Annotated in this window: 22 protein-coding genes and 3 tRNA genes; 10 read left to right on the top strand and 15 right to left on the bottom strand. The window is 65.6% G+C overall.

Translation table 11 applies throughout. From position 1 onward, the window contains the following. Positions 1–17: 17 nt before the first annotated feature. The 3 genes from IB275_RS22370 to IB275_RS22360 form a co-directional block, all read right to left on the bottom strand. Positions 18–94, bottom strand: a tRNA-Met gene (locus tag IB275_RS22370). A 116-nt stretch (positions 95–210) separates the two neighbouring features. Continuing rightward, positions 211–287 (bottom strand) — tRNA-Met (locus tag IB275_RS22365). A 117-nt stretch (positions 288–404) separates the two neighbouring features. Then, a tRNA-Met gene (locus IB275_RS22360) sits at positions 405–481 on the bottom strand. 279 nt (positions 482–760) lie between these two features. Between IB275_RS22360 and dinB the strand changes: the two genes are divergently transcribed. After that, on the top strand, positions 761–1,759 hold the full coding sequence (dinB, locus tag IB275_RS22355) for a DNA polymerase IV (RefSeq protein WP_225607687.1): 999 nt from the start codon (positions 761–763) through the stop codon (positions 1,757–1,759). 16 nt (positions 1,760–1,775) lie between these two features. Here the strand turns inward: dinB and IB275_RS22350 are convergent, their stop codons facing one another. The 4 genes from IB275_RS22350 to IB275_RS22335 all read right to left on the bottom strand — a co-directional run bounded on the left by IB275_RS22350 (position 1,776) and on the right by IB275_RS22335 (position 6,451). Continuing rightward, the gene (locus IB275_RS22350; protein ID WP_081520285.1) at positions 1,776–2,174 is read right to left on the bottom strand and encodes an META domain-containing protein; all 399 of its coding nucleotides are present in this window, start codon (positions 2,172–2,174) and stop codon (positions 1,776–1,778) included. After that, positions 2,171–2,611 (bottom strand): hypothetical protein, encoded by a 441-nt coding sequence (locus IB275_RS22345; RefSeq protein ID WP_045212435.1) that lies wholly within the window; start codon positions 2,609–2,611, stop codon positions 2,171–2,173. Before IB275_RS22345 ends, IB275_RS22350 begins: the two co-directional genes overlap by 4 nt. A gap of 62 nt (positions 2,612–2,673) precedes the next feature. Then, a complete protein-coding gene (locus IB275_RS22340; RefSeq protein ID WP_192291227.1) occupies positions 2,674–3,663 on the bottom strand; it encodes a 2-hydroxyacid dehydrogenase in 990 nt (329 codons plus the stop codon). A 16-nt stretch (positions 3,664–3,679) separates the two neighbouring features. After that, the gene (locus IB275_RS22335) at positions 3,680–6,451 is read right to left on the bottom strand and encodes an ATP-binding protein (protein WP_192291225.1); all 2,772 of its coding nucleotides are present in this window, start codon (positions 6,449–6,451) and stop codon (positions 3,680–3,682) included. A gap of 127 nt (positions 6,452–6,578) precedes the next feature. Here IB275_RS22335 and IB275_RS22330 point away from each other — a divergent pair, with 127 nt between their 5' ends. The 6 genes from IB275_RS22330 (at position 6,579) to mazG (ending at position 14,194) form a co-directional block, all read left to right on the top strand. After that, positions 6,579–7,295, top strand: a complete 717-nt coding sequence (locus IB275_RS22330) for a response regulator transcription factor (RefSeq protein ID WP_192291223.1) — start codon at positions 6,579–6,581, stop codon at positions 7,293–7,295. 1 nt (position 7,296) lies between these two features. Then, a complete protein-coding gene (locus IB275_RS22325) occupies positions 7,297–8,643 on the top strand; it encodes a HAMP domain-containing sensor histidine kinase (RefSeq protein ID WP_192291221.1) in 1,347 nt (448 codons plus the stop codon). 102 nt (positions 8,644–8,745) lie between these two features. Beyond that, complete coding sequence (gene cysM, locus IB275_RS22320; protein WP_081520291.1) at positions 8,746–9,645, top strand: cysteine synthase CysM; 900 nt, start codon at positions 8,746–8,748, stop codon at positions 9,643–9,645. A 1-nt stretch (position 9,646) separates the two neighbouring features. After that, positions 9,647–11,017, top strand: a complete 1,371-nt coding sequence (gene rlmD, locus IB275_RS22315) for a 23S rRNA (uracil(1939)-C(5))-methyltransferase RlmD (RefSeq protein ID WP_192291219.1) — start codon at positions 9,647–9,649, stop codon at positions 11,015–11,017. Positions 11,018–11,106: 89 nt separating this feature from the next. Further along, complete coding sequence (gene relA / locus IB275_RS22310) at positions 11,107–13,368, top strand: GTP diphosphokinase (protein ID WP_192291217.1); 2,262 nt, start codon at positions 11,107–11,109, stop codon at positions 13,366–13,368. Continuing rightward, on the top strand, positions 13,361–14,194 hold the full coding sequence (mazG, locus tag IB275_RS22305; RefSeq protein WP_138215181.1) for a nucleoside triphosphate pyrophosphohydrolase: 834 nt from the start codon (positions 13,361–13,363) through the stop codon (positions 14,192–14,194). The genes relA and mazG overlap by 8 nt, the downstream gene beginning before the upstream one ends. An 80-nt stretch (positions 14,195–14,274) precedes the next feature. Here mazG and IB275_RS22300 read toward each other — a convergent pair whose 3' ends face one another. Further along, positions 14,275–15,207 (bottom strand): aspartyl/asparaginyl beta-hydroxylase domain-containing protein, encoded by a 933-nt coding sequence (locus IB275_RS22300; RefSeq protein WP_192291215.1) that lies wholly within the window; start codon positions 15,205–15,207, stop codon positions 14,275–14,277. Positions 15,208–15,369: 162 nt separating this feature from the next. Here IB275_RS22300 and IB275_RS22295 point away from each other — a divergent pair, with 162 nt between their 5' ends. Further along, complete coding sequence (locus IB275_RS22295) at positions 15,370–15,909, top strand: DUF2058 domain-containing protein (protein WP_151187915.1); 540 nt, start codon at positions 15,370–15,372, stop codon at positions 15,907–15,909. Positions 15,910–15,924: 15 nt separating this feature from the next. Here IB275_RS22295 and IB275_RS22290 read toward each other — a convergent pair whose 3' ends face one another. Together IB275_RS22290 and IB275_RS22285 are read right to left on the bottom strand one after the other, a co-directional pair. After that, positions 15,925–16,206 carry a Rho-binding antiterminator gene (locus IB275_RS22290; RefSeq protein WP_192291213.1) on the bottom strand — a complete coding sequence of 94 codons (282 nt, stop codon included), beginning with the start codon at positions 16,204–16,206 and terminating at the stop codon, positions 15,925–15,927. 11 nt (positions 16,207–16,217) lie between these two features. Next, positions 16,218–16,442, bottom strand: a complete 225-nt coding sequence (locus IB275_RS22285) for a thioredoxin domain-containing protein (protein ID WP_192291211.1) — start codon at positions 16,440–16,442, stop codon at positions 16,218–16,220. Positions 16,443–16,556: 114 nt separating this feature from the next. On the opposite strand from IB275_RS22285, the gene IB275_RS22280 reads away from it, so the two are divergent. After that, positions 16,557–17,126, top strand: coding sequence for a MarR family winged helix-turn-helix transcriptional regulator (locus IB275_RS22280; protein WP_192291208.1), 570 nt, complete (start codon positions 16,557–16,559; stop codon positions 17,124–17,126). Positions 17,127–17,216: 90 nt separating this feature from the next. Here IB275_RS22280 and IB275_RS22275 read toward each other — a convergent pair whose 3' ends face one another. From IB275_RS22275 to IB275_RS22260, 4 genes are all read right to left on the bottom strand, one after another. Further along, positions 17,217–18,506 carry an outer membrane protein transport protein gene (locus IB275_RS22275; RefSeq protein WP_138215175.1) on the bottom strand — a complete coding sequence of 430 codons (1,290 nt, stop codon included), beginning with the start codon at positions 18,504–18,506 and terminating at the stop codon, positions 17,217–17,219. A gap of 185 nt (positions 18,507–18,691) precedes the next feature. Continuing rightward, positions 18,692–19,171 carry a hypothetical protein gene (locus tag IB275_RS22270; RefSeq protein ID WP_192291206.1) on the bottom strand — a complete coding sequence of 160 codons (480 nt, stop codon included), beginning with the start codon at positions 19,169–19,171 and terminating at the stop codon, positions 18,692–18,694. Positions 19,172–19,353: 182 nt separating this feature from the next. Next, complete coding sequence (locus tag IB275_RS22265) at positions 19,354–20,007, bottom strand: tetratricopeptide repeat protein (protein ID WP_192291204.1); 654 nt, start codon at positions 20,005–20,007, stop codon at positions 19,354–19,356. 115 nt (positions 20,008–20,122) lie between these two features. Further along, on the bottom strand, positions 20,123–20,977 hold the full coding sequence (locus tag IB275_RS22260; protein ID WP_192291202.1) for a sulfurtransferase: 855 nt from the start codon (positions 20,975–20,977) through the stop codon (positions 20,123–20,125). A 79-nt stretch (positions 20,978–21,056) separates the two neighbouring features. On the opposite strand from IB275_RS22260, the gene IB275_RS22255 reads away from it, so the two are divergent. After that, positions 21,057–21,851, top strand: coding sequence for a lysophospholipid acyltransferase family protein (locus IB275_RS22255; RefSeq protein ID WP_192291200.1), 795 nt, complete (start codon positions 21,057–21,059; stop codon positions 21,849–21,851). Between the two features lie 23 nt (positions 21,852–21,874). Here the strand turns inward: IB275_RS22255 and IB275_RS22250 are convergent, their stop codons facing one another. Further along, the gene (locus tag IB275_RS22250; protein WP_192291198.1) at positions 21,875–22,936 is read right to left on the bottom strand and encodes an SMP-30/gluconolactonase/LRE family protein; all 1,062 of its coding nucleotides are present in this window, start codon (positions 22,934–22,936) and stop codon (positions 21,875–21,877) included. Positions 22,937–23,013 lie beyond the last annotated feature (77 nt).

Below are 23,013 nucleotides of genomic sequence, written 5' to 3'. Positions count from 1 at the left end.
GCTTTCTTCTTGATGTCTGGTTGCGGGAGCAGGATTTGAACCTACGACCTTCGGGTTATGAGCCCGACGAGCTACCAGACTGCTCCATCCCGCGGCGGCAATTCTACGGATATGAAGCCTTGTGTCAAACGATATTTCGTTTTCGATCAATAATTTAAACGCGCGTAAACGAAAAAGGGCCACTCCGGAGAGTGACCCTTTTTCTGTGTCTGGTTGCGGGAGCAGGATTTGAACCTACGACCTTCGGGTTATGAGCCCGACGAGCTACCAGACTGCTCCATCCCGCGGCGGCCATTCTACGGATGTGAAAGGTCTTGTCAATCGATATTTCGCTTTCGATCAATAATTTAAATCGCGCGCAAACGAAAAAGGGCCACTCCGAAGAGTGACCCTTTATCTGTGTCTGGTTGCGGGAGCAGGATTTGAACCTACGACCTTCGGGTTATGAGCCCGACGAGCTACCAGACTGCTCCATCCCGCGTCGGCCATTCTACGCCGTTGGCCCGGTGTGTCAATGAAAAATGGGGAAAAGTGATTTTCTATCAGATATTTAGCTTCGGTGAACGGCAGCAGGGCAGTTGTCCGCAGGCGGGGGTTTCCTGGACGTGGATAACCGAAGCGGCGGCGTTTTGCATTACCATGACCGGGTTTTCCGCCGCCTTTTCGGGCGGCTTCCGATGGTGATGCAGGCGCCTTCTTCGTGACTCGGCAGAGAAAGATCATCCACATCGATTGCGACTGCTTCTACGCCGCCATCGAGATGCGCGACGACCCCAGTCTGGCAGGCAAGCCGCTGGCGGTGGGCGGGTCGCCGGACAAGCGCGGCGTGGTCGCGACCTGCAACTACGAGGCTCGCGCCTATGGGCTGCATTCGGCCATGGCTATGCGTACGGCGGTGAAGCTGTGCCCGGACCTCACCATCGTGCGCCCGCGCATGGATGTCTATCGCGAGACTTCGCGGGAAATCCACGCGATCTTTCGCGACTACACCGACCAGATCGAGCCGCTCTCCCTGGACGAGGCCTATCTCGACGTCAGCGACAGCGAGCGCTGCGGCGGCAGCGCCACGCGCATTGCCCGGGAGATTCGCCAGCGAGTCTGGGAAACCCTGCACATCACGGTGTCCGCCGGGGTAGCGCCGAACAAGTTCATCGCCAAGATCGCCAGCGACTGGCGCAAGCCCAACGGGCTGTTCGTGGTCACGCCCGACGAGGTGGACGGCTTCGTCGCCGAACTACCAGTAAAGAAGCTGCATGGTGTGGGCAAGGTCACCGCCGAGAAGCTGGCGCGTCTGGGTATCCGTACCTGCGCGGACCTGCGCGACTGGTCGCGTATCCAGCTGGCCAAGGAATTCGGCAGTTTCGGTGAACGGCTCTGGGGCTTGTCGCGGGGCGTCGATGAACGTCCGGTGCAGGTGGACAGCCGCCGCCAGTCGATCAGCGTGGAGAACACCTTCGACCAGGACCTGCCGGACCTGGCGGCCTGCCAGGAGGAATTGCCGTCGTTGCTGGGTGAGCTGGAGCGGCGCATGACGCGCCTGGACACCAGCTACCGGCCGGGCAAGCCGTTCATCAAGCTGAAGTTCCATGACTTCACCCAGACCACCCTGGAGCAGGCAGGCGCCGCGCGGGACCTGGAAAGCTATCGGTTACTGCTGGGGCAGGCGTTTCAGCGCGGTAACAAAGCGGTGCGGCTGATCGGCGTGGGCGTGCGCCTGGTCGATCTGCGCGGCGCCCACGAGCAGCTCACGCTCTTCTAGCGCGGGCGAAAACGCCTCAGCCTTCGGGCCACATGCGCATGGCGCGGCCGGAGACCGGCCACAGGCGCAGCTCGCCTTCTTCGGTGATATCCCAGCGCTGCACTTCGCCAAGCATCTTGAGGAATTGCTGTTCCTGCTCCATCACCAGGTCGGCGCACAGCTTGCGAGTGGCGCCGGGCTGGCCGAAGGTCAGCTGGTCGCCTTCGAGCTTGTAGCTGGCGAACCAGTGGTTGCAGCCGGCGCTGCCGTAGGCGCGGCCGTTGCCGTCCAGGGTCAGGCTGATGTGCGTGTAGTCGATCAGCGGGTGCTCACCGACCCATTCCACGCGGTAAGTCTGCTCCGCTTCGGGAACCGGCTTGCTGGCGCAACCGGCCAGGGCCAGCGCGGTGCAGGCGCTGGCGATCAGGGCTTTCATGCAGTCTCCTTGCTCTGGCAATCCGGGCAGAGGTGGCGGTTGCCGACCTTGGCCCATCCGAGTTCGGCGATGCGCTGCTCGGCGGCGGGCTGCTGGGCAGCCTTGCCGAGGGTGGCATCGACGGCGAATTCGAAATCCAGTGTAGCCTCGCAGCCGTCACAGTTGACCTTCCACTCGTGGATACCCAGTTCACGGAACACCGGGCCCTTGGCCACGGCCATCCACTGCCCAGGCGGGTTGATCAGGTGGCGGACCTTTTCCACTTCCAGCGTCATGCTCAGGCTTTTGCTGCCCTTGAGGCTGACCAGCATGGTGTCGCCGGCCTTGATCGAGCCACCGATGCCGGTGACCTGGTAGCGGCCCGGAGTCAGCGCGCGGCACTCGTTGAGGGTGAATTGCGGGTTGAGCAGGGTGTAGCGGAAATCGTGCTGGGCCATGGGTCCTCCGGGAAAGCGCGGCATTCTAGGGCGCGTGGCGTGCGGATGCGAGCGCCTTCTGCTCAGTTTTTCACCAGGTTGACCGGATCGCCGGCCTGCCAGGCGGCGATGTTGGCCAGCGTGGTCTGGGCGATTCCGGCCAGCGCCTCGCGGGTCAGGAAGGCCTGGTGCGCGGTGATGATCACGTTGGGGAAGGTGAGCAGGCGCGCCAGTACGTCGTCCTGCAGCGGCTGGTCGGAGCGGTCGGCGAAGAAGATGTCGGCTTCCTCTTCATAGACGTCCAGGCCGAGGTAGCCGAGCTGGCCGCTTTTCAGCGCCTCGATCAGCGCCGGGGTGTCGACCAGCGCGCCGCGGCCGGTATTGATCAGCATCGCGCCGCGCTTCATGCGCTCCAGGCTTTCGGCGTTGATCAGGTGCCTGGTGGCCTCGTTGAGCGGGCAGTGCAGGCTGATGATGTCGGACTGCGCAAGCAGGTCGTCCAGCTCGACGAAGCGCCCGCCCAGGGCCTCGACGGCGCGGTTGGGGTAGGGGTCGTAGGCCAGGATATGGCAGCCGAAGCCGCTCATGATGCGGGCGAAGACTTCGCCGATCTGCCCGCTGCCGATGATCCCGACAGTGCGCCCGTGCAGGTCGAAGCCAGTCAGGCCGTGCAGGGAAAAATCACCTTCGCGGGTGCGGTTGTAGGCGCGGTGCAGGTGCCGGCACAGCGCCAGGACCAGTCCTGCGCCATGTTCGGCCACGGCGTGGGGCGAATAGGCCGGTACGCGCACGACGGCAAGACCCAGCGCATGGGCGGCGGCCAGGTCGACATGGTTGTAGCCGGCCGAGCGCAGGGCGATCAGTTTCGTGCCGCCGGCCGCCAGGTGCTCCAGCACCGGGCGCGACAGGTCGTCGTTGACGAAGGGGCAGACCACCTCGAAGCCCATGGCCAGGGCGACGGTGTCCTCGCGCAGCTGCGCCTGCTGGAAATGCAGCTCGAAGCCGAGGCCATGGTTGGCGGCGAGGAAGCTCTCGCGGTCGTAGGTCTGGTTGCTGAACAGGATGATGCGCATCGATTGAATTCCGTCTTCAGTGCGTCTGGCCGGCTTCGGTTTCCAGGTGGCCCTCGGTCGCCTGTGCCAGCTCGGCCATGGCCTTGTCCAGCTCATCCAGCGCAGCGGGGCCGTCCGGATCGTTCTGCTTGAGCAGCGTCTCGGCGCGCTGGCAGGCCGCGCGCAGCATCGGCACGCCGCAGTAGCGGGTAGCGCCGTGCAGGCGGTGGATGCGTTCGAGCAGGGTGTTGCGGTCGTTGCGCTCGCGGGCCTGGCGGATCACCTGGCGGTCGGCGGACAGCGAGGCGAGCAGCATGCCGAGCATGTCGGCGGCCAGCTCCGGTTTGCCGGCGGCCAGCCGCAGGCCTTCCTCCGGGTCCAGCACGCTGAGGCCTTCCAGGGAGGACTGGGCCTGGCGCGGACGCTCGTCGCGCGGCTCGCCCAGCGCCAGGCCGGTCCACTTGAGGATCACCTGGACCAGTTGGCGCTCGTCGATCGGCTTGGTCAGGTAGTCGTCCATGCCACCCTGCAGCAGGGCGCGCTTCTCGTTGGCCAGGGCATGGGCGGTGAGGGCAATGATCGGTACCGGGCTGACTTCGCGGTCGGCTTCCCAGAGGCGGATCGCCTCGGTGGCCTGGCGGCCGTCCATGATAGGCATCTGTACGTCCATGAACACCAGGTCGAAACGCTCGCGCTGCACCGCCTCGACGGCGGCAAGTCCGCTGTCCACGGCGACCACCTCGGCGCCCATGTCGGTCAGCAGGGTCTTTACCAGCAGCAGGTTGGCCGGGTTGTCGTCGACGCAGAGCAGGTGCGGCGTGCGCTCGAGCCTGCCGTTGACGTTCTTGTCCTTGCGCGCCGGCCGCAGGTGCAGCAATTCATTCAGTGCCTGCTGCAGCTTGCGTGTGCAGGCAGGCTTGCTCTGCACCTGGGCGTCGGGCAGCACATCGTTGTAGTACGCCTGTTCGATGGTCGGGCAGAGCACCAGGCTCTTGCAGCCGTGCTGTTCCAGTTCGCGGATGGACTGGCGCAGCGCCTCTGGCGGGTGATCGGCGGCGGTCACGCCGAGCAGCGCCAGGGTGATCGGCGCCTTGTCCGACGGCCCGGCCAGCAGGGTCTTCTCCAGCGTGACGAGGTCAGGGAACTCGGTGACCTCCAGACCGCAGTCTTCCAGTTGGTGGTGCAGCGCGGTGCGCGTCAGTTCGTGGGGCTCGTACAGCGCCACACGCAGGCCGCCGGCTAGGGCGTGCGGCAGGTCGTCGCCGTCGTCGCGGGCCTTGGGCAGGTTTAGGCTGATCCAGAACTCGGAGCCATCGCCGGCGCTGCTTTCCACGCCGATCTCACCGCCCATCTGCTCGATCAGGCGCTTGGAAATGACCAGCCCCAGGCCGGTGCCGCCGGCCTGGCGCGATAGGGAGTTGTCCGCCTGGCTGAAGGCCTGGAACAGCGCGCGCAGGTCGGCGTCGGTCAGGCCCACACCGGTGTCCTGCACGCTGATGCGCAGTTGAGCGCGGTCGTCGCTCTCGTCCTCGAGCATGGCGCGTACGGCGATGCTGCCGTCATGGGTGAACTTGATGGCGTTGCTCACCAGGTTGGTCAGCACCTGCTTCAGCCGCTGCGGGTCGCCCACCAGCTGCAGCGGGGTGTCGCGGTAGATCAGGCTGACCAGCTCCAGCTGCTTCTCGTGGGCGGCGGGGGCGAGGATGGTCAGGGTGTCCTGGATCAGCTCGCGCAGGTTGAACGGGATGTTCTCCAGCACCAGCTTGCCGGCCTCGATCTTCGAGAAGTCGAGGATCTCGTTGATGATCCCCAGCAGGCTTTCGGCGGACTTGTGGATGGTGCCCAGGTAATCCTGCTGGCGGCTGGTCATCTCGCTCTTCTGCAGCAGGTTGGTGAAGCCGAGGATGCCGTTGAGCGGGGTGCGGATCTCATGGCTCATGTTGGCGAGGAACTCGGATTTGATCCGGCTCGCCTCCAGGGCCTCCTTGCGCGCGAGGTCCAGTTCGATGTTCTGGATCTCGATGGTCTCCAGGTTCTGCCGCACGTCCTCGGTGGCCTGGTCGATGTTGTGCTGCATCTCTTCCTGGGCGCTCTGTAACGCCTCCGCCATGCGGTTGATGCCGCCGGCCAGTTCGTCCAGCTCGTGACTGCCCAGCGCCGGCAGGCGGGTTTCCAGGCGGCCTTCCTTGAGCTGGGCGACGCCCTGGGCGATCTGCCCCAGCGGCGCGTTGATCGCGCGGCTCATGCGCAGGGCGAGGAGGGCGGTGACGGCCAGGCCCGCGCCGATCAGCAGCAGGCTGGTGAACAGGCTGCGGTAGCCGCGCAGCAGGGTGCCGTGGTGCGACAGTTCCAGTTCGACCCAGCCCAGCAGCTTCTCGGCGTCGTCGTCGGGGTCGCCGGACAGGCTGCGGTGCTTGCCCAGCACCGGCAAGAGGAAGTGGGTGGTGTCCAGGTTGCTCGCCATGCTCAGGTGCGAGCCGTCCCCACTGGGCATTGGCGTCAGTATGCTGGGGCCGGCGTGGACAAGCTTTTCCCGGTCCGGGTCAAGGAAGGTCACGGCGCGCACGTCGGGCTGGTCCAGCGCTTCATTGGCGATTCGCGCGAGCAGCTCGTTGTTGTGGTTGGCCATGGCCGGGGCGGACAGCGGCGCCAGTTGCTCGGCGATCAGTTGCCCGCGCTCGATCAACTGGGCGTGCATGTCCGACAGCTGCACCCAGGTGAAATAGCCGCCCAGCACCAGCGCCAGCAGGCTGGTGGGCAGCAGGGTGAGCAGCAGTACCCGTCCCTTGATGCCGAGATCCTTGAACACGCGCTTCCTCCGATGCGTTTATCCCCGGCAGTGTAGCGGTTCAGACCTTGGTCGGAAGCCCTTTGCCTTGCCGGGAACGTGCGGAATCGTGAATACTTCACGCAATTGCTAATCACTCTTATTTGATATGAATGCCATCGCTTCGTCGGGCCTGCGCCTGCTGACCATCGAGGACGACCCGACCCTGGGCGCCCACCTGTCTTCCCATCTGAGCGAACGCGGCTTCGCGGTTACCTGGTGCCAGGACGGCGACGAGGGCCTGGCCCAGGCGCGCGGAGGCGACTACGACCTGGTGCTGATGGACATCATGCTGCCCGGCACCGGTGGCCTGGACATCCTCCGCACCCTGCGCCGCGAGCGCGCGGTGCCGGTGATCCTGATGTCCGCCCTGGGCGCCGAGCAGGACCGCATTGCCGGCTTCTCCCAGGGCGCCGACGACTACCTGCCCAAGCCCTTCAGTCTCGCCGAGCTGAGCGTGCGCGTTGACGCGGTGCTGCGCCGGGTGGCGCTGGAGCGCGGCAGCCAGTCCCTGGCCAGCACTCCCATGCCCACCGGGCTGCAGATGGACCCGCAGAAGGACGACGTCGGCCTCGACGGCCATTGGGCAGGCCTGACGGGGACCGAGTACCGTCTGCTGGAAACCTTCCTCGGCAGCCAGGGCGAGACCCTGAGCAAACCCTTCCTTTATCAGCACGTGCTGCACCGCGCCTTCACCGCACATGACCGCAGCCTGGACATGCACGTCAGCCACCTGCGCCGCAAGCTGCAGGCCATCGGCTACGTCCGCCACCAGTTGCACACCGTCTGGGGCAAGGGCTACGTGTTCGCCGAGACCGAGGACTGACATGCCCGGCCGCCACTCGCTGTTCTGGAAGCTCGCCGTCGCCCTCGTGGTGCTGTGCCTGTCAGTGATCTGGCTGTCCTGGAACTGGGGCAAGCAGATGGAGCGCGACAGCTACTTCCTGTCCGAGGCGGCGCGGCAGGTGCTCGCCGGCTATGCCGACGAAGCCCAGCAGGCCTGGCGTACCCGCGGGGCGGCAGGCGTCGATGCCTGGCTGGCGCAGATGAAGCTGCGCGAACCGGTCTGGATGGTCGTGGTCGATGCCCGTCTGCAGTCGCTGGGCACGCAGCCGCTGCCCATGGAGGACGTGGCGCACCTGACATTCCAGCGCGGGCTGGACTGGCCGGTAAGCTCGCGCTCGGTGAACCTGCCGTACATCGGTATTCCTTTCCCGGACGAACCGGGCGCTGGCCGGCTGGTGGTGCAACTGCCGCAGCGCTACCTGCCGGGCGGCCTGAGCTTCCTGCGCCAATCCATCAGTCATGCGCTGGTGCCGACGATCCTTGCCCTGATGCTCTGTGGGCTGATCTATCGCCGGCTGGTACGCCCGCTCGGCCGTCTGCGCGAACACGCCAACGCCTTGCAGGCGGATGACCTCGGTTCGGTCGCCGGCCCGGAACTGATCGCCCGCCGCGACGAACTCGGCGAGCTGGGCCGCGCGCTGGACCACATGGCCGAGCGCCTGCGCGGCCACGTCGGCCTGCAGCGCCAGTTGCTGCGCGACCTGTCCCACGAACTGCGCACGCCCCTCAGCCGCTTGCGGGTCGCCGGCGACAGCCCGATCAGCGAAGCCGCGTTGCGCCAGCGTGTCGAGCGGGAAGTGGAGGTAATGCAGCGCCTGGTCGCCGATACCCTGGAACTGGCCTGGCTGGATACCGAGCGCCCGCGAGTGGAGCTGGAAGAGATCGACCTGCGCTCGCTGTGGGACCTGCTGGTGGACGACGCCTGCTTCGAGGCGGGCTGGAGTACCGAGCGCTTCCTTTATCAGGTGCCGGCGGATTGCCGCGTGCGCGGCCATCTCAACGGTCTGGCCCAGGCGCTGGAAAACCTGCTGCGCAACGCTATCCGCCATTCACCGGAACACGGTCGCATCCGCCTGAGCGGCCGGCGCGAGTCCGGCGGCTGGCACCTGTGGCTGGAAGACGATGGCCCGGGCGTGGCGGAAAGTGACCTGGAGCGCATCTTCCTGCCCTTCACCCGGCTCTCCGATGCACGTACCGGGGAAGGCTTCGGCCTGGGCCTGAGCATCGCCCGCAGTTCGCTGCGCATGCAGGGCGGCGAACTCTGGGCGGACTGCGCCGAAGCGGGGCTGCGCGTGCACCTGCGCCTGCCCGACGCGGCGGCGGCCTGAGGCGGACACGGGCCCCTGTACACGGCTTGTTAGGAAGTTTCGTATGGCCGGGCGGCTTTTGCCGGTATCATAGGGCGCCCTGTTCCAGATCCGAGTGCTTCCATGACTGTGCAGTACCCGACTATCGCCGATTGCGTCGGCCATACCCCGCTGGTGCGCCTGCAGCGCCTGGCCGGGGAAACTTCCAACACCTTGCTGGTAAAACTCGAGGGTAACAACCCCGCGGGTTCGGTGAAGGATCGTCCGGCGCTTTCGATGATCACCCGTGCCGAACTGCGCGGCGACATCAAGCCCGGCGACACGCTGATCGAAGCCACTTCCGGCAACACCGGCATCGCCCTGGCGATGGCGGCGGCGATCAAGGGCTACCGCATGATCCTGATCATGCCCGACAACTCCACCGCCGAGCGCAAGGCCGCCATGACCGCCTACGGCGCCGAGCTGATCCTGGTGACCAAGGAGCAGGGTATGGAAGGCGCCCGCGACCTCGCCGACCAGATGGCGCGCGAAGGCCAGGGCAAGGTGCTCGACCAGTTCGCCAACGGCGACAACCCGATCGCCCACTACCATTCCACCGGCCCGGAAATCTGGCAGCAGACCGGCGGTGAGATCACCCACTTCGTCAGTTCCATGGGCACCACCGGCACCATCATGGGTGTGTCGCGCTACCTCAAGGAGCAGAACCCCAACGTGCAGATCGTCGGCCTGCAGCCGATGGAAGGCTCGGCCATCCCCGGCATCCGCCGCTGGCCGCAGGAATACCTGCCGAAGATCTTCGACGCCACCCGCGTCGACCGCGTCGTCGACATGCAGCAGAACGAAGCCGAGGACGTGATGCGCCGCCTGGCCCGCGAAGAGGGCATCTTCTGCGGCGTGTCCTCCGGTGGTGCGGTGGCGGCCATGCTGCGCCTGTCGCGCGAACTGGAAAACGCGACCCTGGTGGCGATCATCTGCGACCGTGGCGACCGTTACCTGTCCTCGGGCGTGTTCGACTCCAACTGACATGGCCAAGCAGAGATCCGGCCTGCGCTTCCAGCCCAGCGGCGGAGCGCGCAGCCCTGCGGTACCGGTGGGCAAGAAGCAGCGCCTGAACATCGAGCGCCTGGCCCACGACGGCCGCGGCATCGCCCACATCGACGGGCGCACCTGGTTCGTCGACAACGCCCTGCCGGGCGAGTCGGTGGAAGCCCGCGTGCTGTCCGCCCGCGCGCAGATCGTCGACGCCCGTAGCGAACGTATCTTCACTGCCGCCGCCAACCGCCGCACCGAGCCTTGCCCGGTGGCCGGCACCTGTGGCGGCTGCAGCCTGCAGCACCTGTCCCACGCCGATCAGCTGGCGCTCAAGCAGCGCACCCTGGCGGAGCAACTGGAGCGCTTCTCCGGCCTGGTCCCGCAAGAGTGGGCCGCACCGCTGGTCGGGCCGGAGTTCGGCTACCGCCGTCGCGCCCGCCTCGCCGTGCGCTGGGACGTGAAGGCCAAGCGCCTGGACGTGGGCTTCCGCGCCGCTGCCAGCCAGGCCATCGTCGCCTTCGAAGACTGCCTGGTGCTGGTGCCCGAACTGCAGGTCCTCGCCCGCGAGCTGCCGGAGCTGCTGCGTGGCTTCGCCAAACCGCAGAGCCTTGGCCATGTCGAGCTGTTCCACGGCACTTCCAGCGCGCTGCTGCTGCGGCATATCGAACCTTTGTCCGATAGTGACCGCGCGCGACTGCTGGAATTCTGTTCGGCACGGGATGTGCAGCTGTGGTTGCAGGCTGACGGCGAACCGACGCTTTGCTCCGATGCTGCAGAAAACAGTGGGAACCGCGAGCTTGGCTTCCGGCTCGAAGCCTGGAATCTGACCCTGGCCTACCGTCCCGGCGACTTCGTTCAGGTGAACGAGCCGGTGAACGAGGCGATGGTCGCCCAGGCGCTGGACTGGCTGAAGCCGGGCAGCGACGAGCGCGTGCTGGACCTGTTCTGTGGCCTGGGCAACTTCGCCCTGCCGCTGGCGCGCCAGGTGCGCGAGGTGGTGGGCGTGGAAGGTGTGCAGACCATGGTCGAGCGTGCCGCCGCCAACGCCCGGGCCAACGGCCTGGTCAATACCCGGTTCCATCAGGCGGACCTGACGAAACCGCTTGCCGACGCCCCCTGGGCGGCGGAGGATTTCACCGCCGTGCTGCTCGACCCTCCGCGGGACGGAGCCTTCGAACCGGCACGGCAGATGCGTTCACTGGGCGCGGAGCGGGTACTCTATGTGTCCTGCAACCCGGCGACCCTGGCGCGTGACGCTGGCGAGCTGGCCCGACAGGGCTATCGTCTGAAGCGCGCCGGCATTCTCGACATGTTCCCGCAGACGGCCCATGTCGAGGCCATGGCTTTGTTCGAGGCAGGCTAGGACGGCCTGCGCAATCCGACCGGCTCAAGCAAGAAAGGCCGGCGCAGTGAGCGGTGTGTTGTGGCGCACCGTGGGGAAGGGTAGACACGATGGTACAGGTGAGAGCGCACCAGCCGGTCAACACCGACGGCAGCATCAATCTCGAGGCCTGGCTGGACCATGTCCAGACCCTGGTCCCGGTACTGGATCGCAAGGTCCTGCTGGAAGCCTGCGAGTTCGCTCGCGAGGTGGAAGACAGGGCTGTCAGCACGGCTGACAACTCCTGGGCGGATGGCACCTCCAGCTTCCAGACAGGCCTGGAGATCGCCGAGATCCTGGCGGACCTCAAGCTCGACCAGGAATCGCTGGTCGCCGCGGTGATCTACCGTGGCGTGCGCGAGGGCAAGGTCAAGCTCGAGGACGTGGCGCAGCGCTTCGGCCCTGTCGTCGCCAAGCTGATCGAAGGCGTGCTGCGGATGGCGGCGATCAGCACCAGCCTCAGCCCGCGGCAGTCCCTGGTGCTCGGCACCCAGGCGCAGATCGAGAACCTGCGCAAGATGCTGGTGGCCATGGTCGACGACGTGCGCGTCGCGCTTATCAAGCTGGCCGAGCGGACCTGTGCCATTCGCGCGGTGAAGAACGCCGACGAAGAAAAGCGCATGCGCGTTGCCCGCGAAGTCTTCGACATCTACGCCCCGCTGGCCCACCGTCTGGGCATCGGCCACATCAAGTGGGAGCTGGAGGACCTGTCCTTCCGCTACCTCGAGCCCGACCAGTACAAGCAGATCGCCAAGCTGCTACACGAGCGCCGGCTGGACCGCGAGCAGTACATCGCCACCGTGATGCAGCAGCTCAAGGACGCCCTGGCCGCCACCGGCATCAAGGCCGACCTCTCCGGCCGCGCCAAGCACATCTATTCCATCTGGCGGAAGATGCAGCGCAAGGGCCTGGACTTCAGCCAGATCTACGACGTGCGCGCCGTGCGCGTGCTGGTGCCGGAAATGCGCGACTGCTACACCGCGCTGGGCATCGTGCACACCCTGTGGCGGCACATCCCCAAGGAATTCGACGACTACATCGCCAACCCCAAGGAAAACGGCTACCGCTCGCTGCACACCGCGGTGATCGGCCCCGAGGGCAAGGTGCTGGAAGTGCAGATCCGCACCCACGCCATGCACGAGGAAGCCGAGCTCGGCGTCTGCGCGCACTGGCGCTACAAGGGCACCGACGTCAAGGCCAGCTCCAACCACTACGAAGAGAAGATTTCCTGGCTGCGTCAGGTGCTGGAGTGGCACGAGGAACTGGGCGATATCGGTGGCCTGGCCGAGCAGTTGCGGGTGGATATCGAGCCCGACCGGGTCTACGTCTTCACCCCCGACGGCCATGCCATCGACCTGCCCAAGGGCTCCACTCCGCTGGACTTCGCCTATCGCGTGCATACCGAGGTCGGGCACAACTGCCGGGGCGCCAAGATCAACGGCCGCATCGTGCCGCTCAACTACAGCCTGCAGACCGGCGAGCAGGTGGAAATCATCACCGGCAAGCAAAGCGGGCCGAGCCGTGACTGGCTGAACCAGAACCTGGGCTACGTCTCCACCTCGCGAGCGCGGGCGAAGATCGTCCACTGGTTCAAGCTGCAGGCGCGCGACCAGAACGTCGCCGCCGGCAAGGCCATGCTCGAACGCGAGCTGGGCCGTCTGGCGCTGCCGCCGGTGGACTTCGAGAAGCTCGCCGAGAAGGCCAACTACAAGACCGGCGAAGACCTCTTCGCGGCCCTGGGCGCCGGCGACCTGCGCCTCGCCCATGTGGTCAACTACGCGCAGCAGCTGGTCGAGCCCGAGCGCGGCACCGAGCAGCTGGAACTCATCCCGCGCAAGCCGAGCAAGATCGGCCACGGCAAGCGCGGCGACATCCAGATCCAGGGCGTCGGCAACCTGCTCACGCAGATGGCCGGCTGCTGCCAGCCGCTGCCGGGCGACCCGATCGTCGGCTACATCACCCTCGGCCGCGGCGTCACCATCCACCGCCAGGACTGCGCCACCGCGCTGCAACTGGCCGGTCGCGAGCCGGAGCGGATCATCCAGGTCAGCTGGGGCCCGGTGCCGGTCAGCACCTATCCGGTGGATATCGTCATCCGTGCCTACGACCGTTCCGGCCTGTTGCGCGACGTCTCGCAGATGCTGCTCAACGAGCGTATCAACGTGCTGGCGGTGAACACCCGTTCGGACAAGGAAGACAATACCGCGATCATGCGCCTGACCATCGAGATCCCCGGTCTCGATTCGCTGGGCCGCCTGCTGGCGCGCATCTCGCAGCTGCCCAACATCATCGAGGCGCGGCGCGACCGCGGTGCGGGTGCCAAGGATGCATAAGCTCGACGACCTGCTGTACCTGATGGCCCGGCTGCGTGACCCGCAGCACGGCTGTCCCTGGGACCTGAAGCAGAGCTACGCGACGATCGTTCCGTACACCCTCGAGGAAGCCTACGAGGTGGCCGATGCCATCGAGCGCGGTGACTTCGACCACCTGCGTGAGGAACTGGGCGACCTGCTCTTCCAGGTCGTCTACTACGCGCAGCTGGCGCGGGAAGAGGGGCGCTTCGAGTTCGACGCGGTGGTGGATGGCATCACCACCAAGCTGATCCGCCGCCACCCTCATGTGTTCCCCGACGGCGACCTGTACGGAGAGTCCGACCCGGCGAAACTGGCGGAAGCGGCGGTCAAGCAGCGCTGGGAGGAACTCAAGGCCGAAGAGCGTGCCGCCAAGGCCGCCGAGCCGGTGCAACTGTCCCTGCTGGACGACGTACCCACCGCCCTGCCGGCGCTGAGCCGCGCCGCCAAGCTGCAGAAGCGCGCCTCCCAGGTCGGCTTTGACTGGGCCGACGCCCTGCCGGTGGTCGACAAGGTCCGCGAGGAGCTGGATGAGGTGCTCGAGGCGATGGCCGGCGGCGATACCGAGGGCCAGGCGGAGGAAGTGGGCGATCTGCTGTTCGTGGTGGTCAACCTGGCGCGCAAGCTCAAGGTCGACCCGGAAACTGCCCTGCGCGCCGCCAACGCCAAGTTCGAGCGCCGCTTCCGCTACATCGAGACAGCCCTGCGCGACCAGGGACGCACCCTGGAAGACAGCAACCTGGAAGAGATGGACGAGTTGTGGGGCGCTGCCAAGCGTGACGAGAAGAACCCGCTCAGTTGTGGATAAGTTCTTTCTCCCATAAAAAAGCCCCGCAATCGCGGGGCTTTTTTGTTCTTCGTAGGAGCGTCAACGCGAGGCGCGCTCCTTCAGCCAAACAGCCAGCGCAGGATCAGCACCAGCAGCAGCACCGCCAGCACCGGGCGGCCGATGCGGTAGGCCTTGGGATAGGCACGTTTGAACACCTTCACCTTGCTGCCCACGGCGTTGCCGATGCGGATCAGCACCGAGTAGGCCTGGTTGATTCCGCCGACGCGCTCGCCCTCGACGTTCTGCGGCGCTGTTGCGCGCCCGAGGAAGGCGCTGACGCGGCGGTTGATGCGGGTCAGCAGCGGCGACTTGAGTGGACGCTCGATATCGCAGAAGAGGATCAGACGCGATTCGTCCGTCTCGTTCTTGACCCAGTGGACGAAGGTCTCGTCGAACATCACGTCCTGGCCGTCGCGCCAGGCGTAGGGCTGGCCATCCACGAAGATGCGGCACTCATCGGAGTTCGGCGTGGCCAGGCCCAGGTGGTAGCGCAGCGAACCGCCGTAAGGGTCGCGGTGCTTGTTCAGGTGGCTGCGCGGCGGCAGGCGGGTGAACATCGCGCCCTTGACGTTGGGGATGCTGCTCACCAGTTCCACGGTCTTGGGGCACAACTGCTGCGCCGAGGGCAGGGGGCCGTCGTACCAGGTCAGGTAGAAGCGGGTCCAGCCCTTCTTGAAGAAGGAACCGAAGCCGGCCTCGTTGTTGTTCAGGGCGTCGCGGATGTAGCCCTCGTCGAACAGCTGCTCGGCTTCCTCGCGGATCATCTGCCAGTTGTCGCGCAGCTTGTCGAGTTCGGGGAAGCGCTCGCGGTCCAGGTAGGGCTTGGAGGGCACGCTGGAGTTCAGGTACATCAGCGAGTTGTAGGGAGCGAACCAGGCGGAGTGGTTCACGACCTGGCGCAGGAAGGGCAGCCGCACCTTGCCGCGCAGATGCACGTAGAGAATGGCGACGAGGAAGATGGCCAGTACCGCGAGAACGATGAGCTTCAGCATGGAGGTTACGAGTCCGCTCCAGATGAGTGATTTCGAGCCAGGCACTTGCGCTGCGCTGGCACAGGCCCGAGGATTATACCCCCTGAGGACGATCCCGCCGCACCTATGCGTTGGTCTGGGATTTGTCCTGCATCACTATGGGCTGTTGGAGAGCCTTGATTCATGAGCATGTCATTGCGTGACCAGTTGCTGAAAGCCGGCCTGGTCAACGAGAAGCAGGCCAAGCAGGCCGGCAAGCAGAAACAGAAGCAGCAGCGCCTGGAGCACAAGAACCAGGTGGCGAAGGACGACAGCCAGCGTCAGGCGGCCCTGCAGGCCCAGGCCGAGAAGCAGGCCCGCGACGCCGAGCTGAACCGCCAGCAGCAGGAGAAGGCTGACAAGAAGGCCAAGACGGCACAGATCAAGCAACTGATCGAAGGCACGCGCCTGCCCAAACTGGAGTCGGACGACTACTACAACTTCGTCGACAACAAGAAGGTCAAGCGCATCGCGGTCAACGACATGGTCCGCGACAAGCTCAGCCGCGGCAGCCTGGCCATCGTCAGCTACGACGGCCGCTACGAGATCGTGCCTCGCGATGCCGCACTGCGTATCCAGGAGCGCGACGAGCGCCGCATCATCGTCCTCAGCGAGCCCAGCGGCGAGCCGGACGAGGACGATCCGTACAAGGATTACGTGGTGCCCGACGACCTCATGTGGTGAGGACGTTGCGGCCGCTCAGCCGGCCGCCTGCAGCTCCACCCTTCCGAACAGCGCCTGCGCCGACAAGGGCGTGATGGCGTGCAGACGGTCCAGCCGGAACTCCCGGCTGGCATCGTCCACCTGCACCTCGAGGAACTCCTCCAGCACTCCGCCCGCGGTCCTTCGCGTGTGCGTGGTGAAGGCCTGGGCGTCGAACGCCAGGCCGTCACGCAGCTCGATACGCAGCCAGTAGCGGTAGAGGCAGGCGATCTCCAGATAGTCATGGAGATCGCAGTGCAACGGCTGGTAGTCGCTCATACCGCCCGGCCTTATTTCAGGTCGGCCAGGGCGGCGCCGAAGTTCAGGTGCAGCACCTGCCCATCGACCACCAGCGCCGGTACGGATTTCACCCCGGCAGCCTCGGCTTCGGCCACGCGCGGCGACTGCTCGCCCAGGTGCACTACTTCGACTTCGCGGTTCAACAACGGCAGCAGTGCGCGCTCGGCCTCGACGCAGACGGAGCAACCGGCATGGTAGTAAACAGCTTTGCTCATGATCCTTCTCCTGATTGATTATGTATCGATTCGATACCAATTCAGTCTGCGTGTGAAAAGAGCCTTCTGTCAAACTGGTTTTTGATCGATACTATCTATCGGAGGGATCAGCCCATGACCGATACGACCCTGTACGACTACCTCGAACGCATCGCCAGCCTGATGCGCGCCTGGGCCCGCGAGCAGCCGCTGATGGCCGATCTGCAGCCGATCCAGCTGAGCGCGCTGAACTACCTGGCGCGTTGCAATCGCTATTCGAACACGCCGCTGGGCGTGACGGACTTTCTCGGGCTGACCAAGGGCACGGTGTCCCAGTCGCTGAAGGCGCTGGAGGCCAAGGGGCTGATCGCGAAGCGTCCGGATGCGCAGGACCGCCGCAGCGTGCACCTGGAGCTGACGCCGGAGGGCAGGGGGCTGATCGATGCGCTGGCGCCGCCTGCTTTCCTGCGCCACGCCGAAGAGTCGCTGGGGGAGCGCAGTGGGTTGCTGGTCGAGTTGCTGCGCGAACTGCTGGCGACGGTACAGCGCCAGGAGAACGTGCCGGGGTACGGCCTGTGCCGCACCTGTCGCTTCCACCAGAAGCTGGATGACGGCGCGCTTTGCGGGCTGACGGGGGAAAGACTGGAAGCGCGTGAGGGTGAGCTGATCTGCCGCGAGCACGCAGCGCCTGACGAGGCGGCCTGAGCCGGCTCGCTCTTACAGAAAGGCCACAGCACAAATCACGGCCATGAAAAAGCCGGGCATCTGCCCGGCTTTTTCATGCCGCAGAAGTTATCAGAAGCGATAGGTCATCTGCGCGGTCAGGCCGTGGGCGCTGTTGTCGTACTTGGCGCTGTAGGCCGGCTGCAGTTGCAGACCCGCCAGTTCCTGACCGTCCGGCTGGTTTACGCCGGCGGTGGATTCCCACAGGTAGGCGTAGGCGACGTCGAAGGTCATATCGGCGTTAGGCGAGTAGCCGGCGCCCAGGGTGAAGATCTTGCGATCGCCCACCGGGATACGCACGGTGCGGTGCTCGTTGGTGGTCGGCGAAGGATCGTAGGCGAAGCCGGTACGCAGGACCCACTGGTCGTTGAACTGGTAGGAGGTACCGATCGCGGCGGACCAGGTGTCGTGCCAGCTCAGGTCTTCGCCGATGGTGTCGAAAGCGGCCAGCGGGGCGCCGGTGTTCTGCACCTCGATGGACTTCAGACGGCTCCAGCGCGTCCAGGTGGTGCCACCGTAGACGGTCCAGCGGTCATCCAGCTTCTGGGTGATGGACAGGTCCAGGGACTCGGGCAGGGTGATGTCCAGGCTGGCATCCATGCGCGAGTCGAACAGGCCGGCTGGCGAGTTGGACACGGTGGTGTGACCTTCGAGCTCGTACTTCACCTTGGAGTGGTAGGTGGCGCCGATGGAGGTGCTGTCGGTCGGGGTGATCAGCAGGCCGACGTTGAAGCCGGTGGCAGTGTCGTCGCCCTTGATGCTGATCTTGGTGTCGCCGCCGTTACCACCCAGGGCGCTGTTCAGGCCACCGGTGTTCAGGTAGTTCTCCAGCTTGCCGTCGATACGGTTGATGGTCGGACCGAAGCCGACGGACACCACGTCGTTGAACTTGTAGCTGATGGTCGGCTGGACGGTGATCACCTGGACCTTGCTGTAGGAGCCGTGGGAACGGCCCTGGAAGCCACTTTCGTAGTCGTTGATGATGCCGTACGGCACGTAGATGCCCAGGCCGACGCTGACCTTGTCATCCAGCGGGGTGACGAAGTAGCCGAACGGAACGGCGGCCAGCGGAACGGAGTCGCCTTTGTTGGAGCCGGAGGCAGTGCTGTTCGCGTCGCTGATATCGTCCTTGGCAGAGACAACGGCCAGACCGCCGCTGACTTCAGTACGCTTGAGCTTGGACATGCCGGCAGGGTTGCCGTAGATGGTGCTGGCGTCCAATGCCGAGGAAGCGCGGCCCGCGTAGGCGGTACCGGCGCCGCTGGCGCTCTGCTCGTTGATGGCGATGCCGTTGGCAAGCACCTGAGCGGAGGCAGCGCTGATGGTCAGTGCGAGGGTGGTCTTAAGCCATGTTGTTTTCATTGTAAGAGCAACTCCTGTGTTTATCGGCGCGCAAGCTACCAAGATTCCCGGGTCTTGGGTAGTGGTCGGCAGGCGCTCTACCTTGGGCTTCGGGGCTCAAACGAGCGTTCCATCTGAATGATGTCCGTTCGTCGCTGTATGTAAATAATTTCTGACCGATTGGTCACCATCGGAATGAGAGATACTCAGGCGACTCGACTGAAATTTCCGACGTAGCTGTGCCACGCGTCGACGAAGTCGTGGAGGCGTCCGTGAGGGTGGAAAACCTGGCGCCAGATACGGGCCAGTTCCATAGGGTCGTCCGCCAGCGGCAGGGGCAGCTGTTCCGCCTCCACCAGCATCCAGGCAATGGCTGTGCTGTAGCGCAGGTTGACCGTGAGTTCGAGGTGCGGCGCGTCGAGGAAGGCATGCTGGCTGGCCAGCCCTCGCACGCGGCTGGCCAGCTCGGGGTCCAGCGCCAGGAATCCATCCCAGAGCGTCTGGTGCCGCTGTTCACCAATGCGATACAGCCCGTGACCATGGCTGTCATCGAGGGCGCTCCCCAGCGCCGACTGACAGGCCGCTGCCCCCAGCAGCAGCGATTCGGCCGCGACACTGTGACGCCCCAGATAGTGAAGGGTGGGGCGAATCACATACTGGCAAAGATCATTCGCGGCGATTCCCATGACATCCTCGTCATCAATGACCGGCGGGGCTGGGCGTCTTGGCAGCTTCTGATGATTATCCTCGGCCCCGCCGGAAGCGGACTTAGCCGCTCGAATTGAAGTGTAGTGCGATGAAGATGATGTAAAGGCCTGTTTTTAAACTGTTTCGTCGGCGCAGCTTTCGTTCATATTCCTTCTGGCGATTAGATGCTTGGCGGTAACTCCGGCATCGCAGAGAGCTTTTCCTCGGCCTCTTCGTGGCCCTGGTCCGCCGCTTTCTGGTACCAGGCACGCGCCTGTGCGGGGTTCTTCGCCACGCCGCGCCCTTTGGCGTAGCTTTCGCCCACCTCGTACTCGGCGTCCACATCACCCTGTTCGGCGGACAGCAGATAGAGGGCGAACGCCTTCTTGTAGCTGCGGGTTACGCCCGTGCCGTTCTCGTACATGATTGCGAGGTTGTACTGGGCATCCTTGTCGCCCTGGTCGACGGCCTTCTGGTACCAGTACACCGCCTTGGTCGAGTCCTGCTCCACGCCGTCGCCATTGTCGTAAGCGTTGCCGAGGTTGTACTGGGCACAGGCGTGGCCCTGTTTGGCGGCTTTCTCATACCAGTAGGCGGCTTTCTCGTAGTCCTGGTCGTACTCGTCGCTGCCGGCGTCGTACTCCAGGCCGAGGCTGTACTGGGCACTGGCATGGCCGGCCTTGGCGGCATTCACCAGGTCTTCGCCGTAGAGGTCGGACCACTGGTCCTGGATGGCACAGGGCGTTGCTTCAAGCGCGTCGGCGTACAGCGGGGTGGCGCTGCACAGGCCGAACAGCAGGCTGGCGAGCAGGGTCTGGCGGATGCGCGAAGGCATGGGATCACTCCTTTGAAGAATGGGCACGAGTCTGACCGATGCCCTGACACCTATCCATAGGAACGGATGGCGCCGGTGTGAAGCGCCTTCCGTTTTTTCCGCCAGAGCGGGGAGATCAGTCGCCCTTTGCCACCGGGCGGCGGGCATCGGTGATCCATTCGCTCCAGGAGCCGGCATACAGGCGACCCAGCGGGTAGCCCGCCAGGCTCAGGGCGAACAGGTTGTGGCAGGCGGTGACGCCGGAGCCGCAATAGGCCACCAGGTCTTCGGCCGGGCGTCCGCGCAGCAGGCCGGCGAAGCGCTGGTGCAGGTGTTCCGGGCGCAGGAAGCGGCCGTCATTGCCGAGGTTGTCGGTGAAGGCTGCGCACTGGGCGCCGGGAATGTGCCCGGCGACCGGATCAATGGGTTCGACCTCGCCACGGAAGCGCGGCAGGCCGCGGGCGTCGATCAGCGGCAGTTCGGCTTTGCCGAGTTTCGCGGCCAGTTCACTGGCGCTGATCAGCAGGCTGTTGTCCGGCTCGCCCTTGAAGTCGCCGGGGCGCAGCGGCGTTTCGGCGGTCGTCAGGCGCAGGCCGGCATTGCGCCAGGCGGTCAGGCCGCCGTCGAGCAGGTACACGCCCTCGCTCTTGCCCAGCCACAGCAGCAGCCACCAGGCGCGGGCGGCGAATGCGCCGGGGCCGTCGTCATACAGCACCACTTCGCTGTCGGCGTTCAGGCCCCAGGCACGCAGGTGTTCCTGCAGATGCTGCGGATCAGGCAGCGGATGACGGCCGGTGACACCCGGAATCACCGGGGAGGAAAGGTCCCGGTTGAGGTCGGCGAAATGCGCGCCGGGGATGTGGTTCTCCTGGTAGCTGCGTGCGCCGTAGGCCGGGTCTTCGAGGGCGAAACGGCAGTCGAGCAGGACGAGATTCGGGTCATCGAGGCGGGCGGCCAGTTGCTCGGGCGTGAGCAGGCGGGCTTGGGTCATGGGCGCGTTCCTGTGTCGTGACGGGGCTTGGGCGCATCATAAGGCTTGTACGATGAAAAGTTGGTGGGAGTTGGCGAACATGCACGACCAGCAATCGGCACCGCGCAAGGCGGGCCCGCTGCGCGTCGCCCTGGTGGGACTGGCGACCGTTCTGATCACCCTAGGCTACAGCGTCCGGGTCCTGGCGCTGGGCGCCATCGGCCGGTTGCGCCGCGCCAAGGTCGACGGCTTCACCCGCGACTGGTCCGGTAGTCTGCTGCGCCTGACCGGCGCGCGCATGAGTCGCCATGGAGCGGTGCCTGACTTCGGCGACGGCCGTCGCTACATGATCCTTTGCACCCATTCCAGCTTCTACGACATCCCGGCGATCTTCGTGACCATGCCCGGTTCGATCCGCATGCTGGCCAAGCGCGAGCTGTTCGCCGTGCCGGTGTGGGGCGCCGCCATGCGCGCGGCGGAGTTTCCGTCCATCGACCGGCACAACCGTCACCAGGCGATGGCTGACCTGGCGAAGGCGCGGGAAATGATGGAGAGCGGCATCGTGCTCTGGGCCGCGCCCGAGGGCACGCGCTCCAGGGATGGCAAGCTGCAGCCGTTCAAGAAGGGCTGCTTCCGCCTGGCTCAGCAGACCGACGCGATCATCGTTCCGGTGGCGATCCGTGGTATCCAGCAACTGCTACCGGCGGGCGGCCTCAAACTGAACCTCGGCATGCCGGTGGAGGTGCATGTCGGCGCACCGATCGATTCCACCCGGTTTACTGAACACGGCGTCGATGCGCTGATGGGCGAGGTGCGCGAGCGCATGCTGGAGCTGCTGGAGCCCGCCGCTGCGCCCGCACCGGCGCCTGCCCTGAAGGAGCAGGCGCCGGCCTGAGGCGCCCTGGGAGCCGGCGCCTTTCAGTGGATCGGCAGCCGGCCGATGCGGTCGTTCTCCAGGCTGCCCAGGTAGAGCACGCCGTTCACCGGCTTGGCCGAAGTCACCATGCGCAGGTGCTGGCCGCTGGTGTCATGCAGGCTGCGCACGATCTCGCCTTTCTCGTTCACCTGGATCACCAGGCCGTAGGGCACCGGCTTGGGTAGCACGGCGCGCGGTAGCTTGGTGAGCTGGCGTTTCAGCCAGGGCATCTGCTGGATCATGTCGGCGTCGGCCTTGCGCGGCGAGGGCAGGGCCACCCAGAAGGTGCCGCTGCGGTCGCTGGCAAGGTTGTCCGGCAGGCCCGGCAGGTTGTCGATGAAGACCTCGTGTTGTCCGGCCTTCTCGCCCTTGAGCCAGTAACGGGTGATGCGGTAGCGGTAAGTTTCGTTGACCAGCACGAAGTCCTCGTTCTGCGACAGCGCCACGCCATTGGCGAAGTACAGGTCCTTGAGCAGCGTTTCGGTCTTGCCGGTGGCGGGGTCGTAACGCAGCAGGCGGCCGTGGGGGCGGGCTTCGAGCAGGTCGAGGATGTAGTCGGGCTGGTGGAAGCGGCTGGACGCGTCGCTGAAATAGATGCGGCCATCGCTGGCAATGTCCAGGTCGTCGGTGAAGGCGAAGGGAACGCCGTCAGCCGAATCGGTCAGCACGCGGATCTTGCCCTGCGGGTCGATCTCCAGCAGGCCCTTCCAGGCGTCGGCGACGATCAGCTTGCCGTTCTTGTCGAAGGCCAGGCCCAGCGGGCGGCCGCCGGTCTCGACGAAGGACTCGGCCTTGCCGTCGGCGCCGATGCGCACGATGCGCCCGTCATCCAGCCCGGCGAAAACCCGGCCCTGGCTGTCCACGGCGGTGTCCTCCGGGCCGACGATCTGGCCCTGGGCGAGCAGTTCGGCTTTCATCAGGGTGTCGTTGGGTTCCATCACGCCGGTCATCGGTGGCGCCTTGGGCGGCGTCCAGGCCAGCGGGTCGATGGGGCTGGGCGTGAGCGCCAGGTAGACCGCGACGGCTACGGCCAGCAGGACGAGCAGTCCGAGAAGCTTTTTCATGCGCAAGCTGCCTTCTTGTTGTTGTGGGCGGGGCAAAGCGTAGAGATTGCCATGCAGTTGTCACAGACCGATGGCCG

This window comes from Pseudomonas sp. PDM21, from assembly GCF_014852505.2.
In the GTDB taxonomy this organism is placed as follows: domain Bacteria; phylum Pseudomonadota; class Gammaproteobacteria; order Pseudomonadales; family Pseudomonadaceae; genus Pseudomonas.
Note: the sequence above shows the minus strand (reverse complement) of the source record. Positions and strands in the feature narration are given on the sequence as shown.

Bases quoted from the DNA above. Each gene is read 5' to 3' on its own strand.
- IB275_RS22250 (WP_192291198.1), bottom strand. From the start codon at position 22,936: ATGAAAAAGCTTCTCGGACTGCTCGTCCTGCTGGCCGTAGCCGTCGCG.
- IB275_RS22255 (WP_192291200.1), top strand. From the start codon at position 21,057: ATGCACGACCAGCAATCGGCACCGCGCAAGGCGGGCCCGCTGCGCGTC.
- IB275_RS22265 (WP_192291204.1), bottom strand. From the start codon at position 20,007: ATGCCTTCGCGCATCCGCCAGACCCTGCTCGCCAGCCTGCTGTTCGGC.
- cysM (WP_081520291.1), top strand. From the start codon at position 8,746: ATGACTGTGCAGTACCCGACTATCGCCGATTGCGTCGGCCATACCCCG.
- IB275_RS22330 (WP_192291223.1), top strand. From the start codon at position 6,579: ATGAATGCCATCGCTTCGTCGGGCCTGCGCCTGCTGACCATCGAGGAC.
- relA (WP_192291217.1), top strand. From the start codon at position 11,107: ATGGTACAGGTGAGAGCGCACCAGCCGGTCAACACCGACGGCAGCATC.
- IB275_RS22340 (WP_192291227.1), bottom strand. From the start codon at position 3,663: ATGCGCATCATCCTGTTCAGCAACCAGACCTACGACCGCGAGAGCTTC.
- rlmD (WP_192291219.1), top strand. From the start codon at position 9,647: ATGGCCAAGCAGAGATCCGGCCTGCGCTTCCAGCCCAGCGGCGGAGCG.
- IB275_RS22350 (WP_081520285.1), bottom strand. From the start codon at position 2,174: ATGAAAGCCCTGATCGCCAGCGCCTGCACCGCGCTGGCCCTGGCCGGT.
- IB275_RS22325 (WP_192291221.1), top strand. From the start codon at position 7,297: ATGCCCGGCCGCCACTCGCTGTTCTGGAAGCTCGCCGTCGCCCTCGTG.
- IB275_RS22295 (WP_151187915.1), top strand. From the start codon at position 15,370: ATGAGCATGTCATTGCGTGACCAGTTGCTGAAAGCCGGCCTGGTCAAC.
- dinB (WP_225607687.1), top strand. From the start codon at position 761: ATGCGCGACGACCCCAGTCTGGCAGGCAAGCCGCTGGCGGTGGGCGGG.
- IB275_RS22290 (WP_192291213.1), bottom strand. From the start codon at position 16,206: ATGAGCGACTACCAGCCGTTGCACTGCGATCTCCATGACTATCTGGAG.
- IB275_RS22280 (WP_192291208.1), top strand. From the start codon at position 16,557: ATGACCGATACGACCCTGTACGACTACCTCGAACGCATCGCCAGCCTG.
- IB275_RS22260 (WP_192291202.1), bottom strand. From the start codon at position 20,977: ATGACCCAAGCCCGCCTGCTCACGCCCGAGCAACTGGCCGCCCGCCTC.
- IB275_RS22270 (WP_192291206.1), bottom strand. From the start codon at position 19,171: ATGGGAATCGCCGCGAATGATCTTTGCCAGTATGTGATTCGCCCCACC.
- IB275_RS22300 (WP_192291215.1), bottom strand. From the start codon at position 15,207: ATGCTGAAGCTCATCGTTCTCGCGGTACTGGCCATCTTCCTCGTCGCC.
- IB275_RS22345 (WP_045212435.1), bottom strand. From the start codon at position 2,611: ATGGCCCAGCACGATTTCCGCTACACCCTGCTCAACCCGCAATTCACC.
- mazG (WP_138215181.1), top strand. From the start codon at position 13,361: ATGCATAAGCTCGACGACCTGCTGTACCTGATGGCCCGGCTGCGTGAC.
- IB275_RS22275 (WP_138215175.1), bottom strand. From the start codon at position 18,506: ATGAAAACAACATGGCTTAAGACCACCCTCGCACTGACCATCAGCGCT.
- IB275_RS22285 (WP_192291211.1), bottom strand. From the start codon at position 16,442: ATGAGCAAAGCTGTTTACTACCATGCCGGTTGCTCCGTCTGCGTCGAG.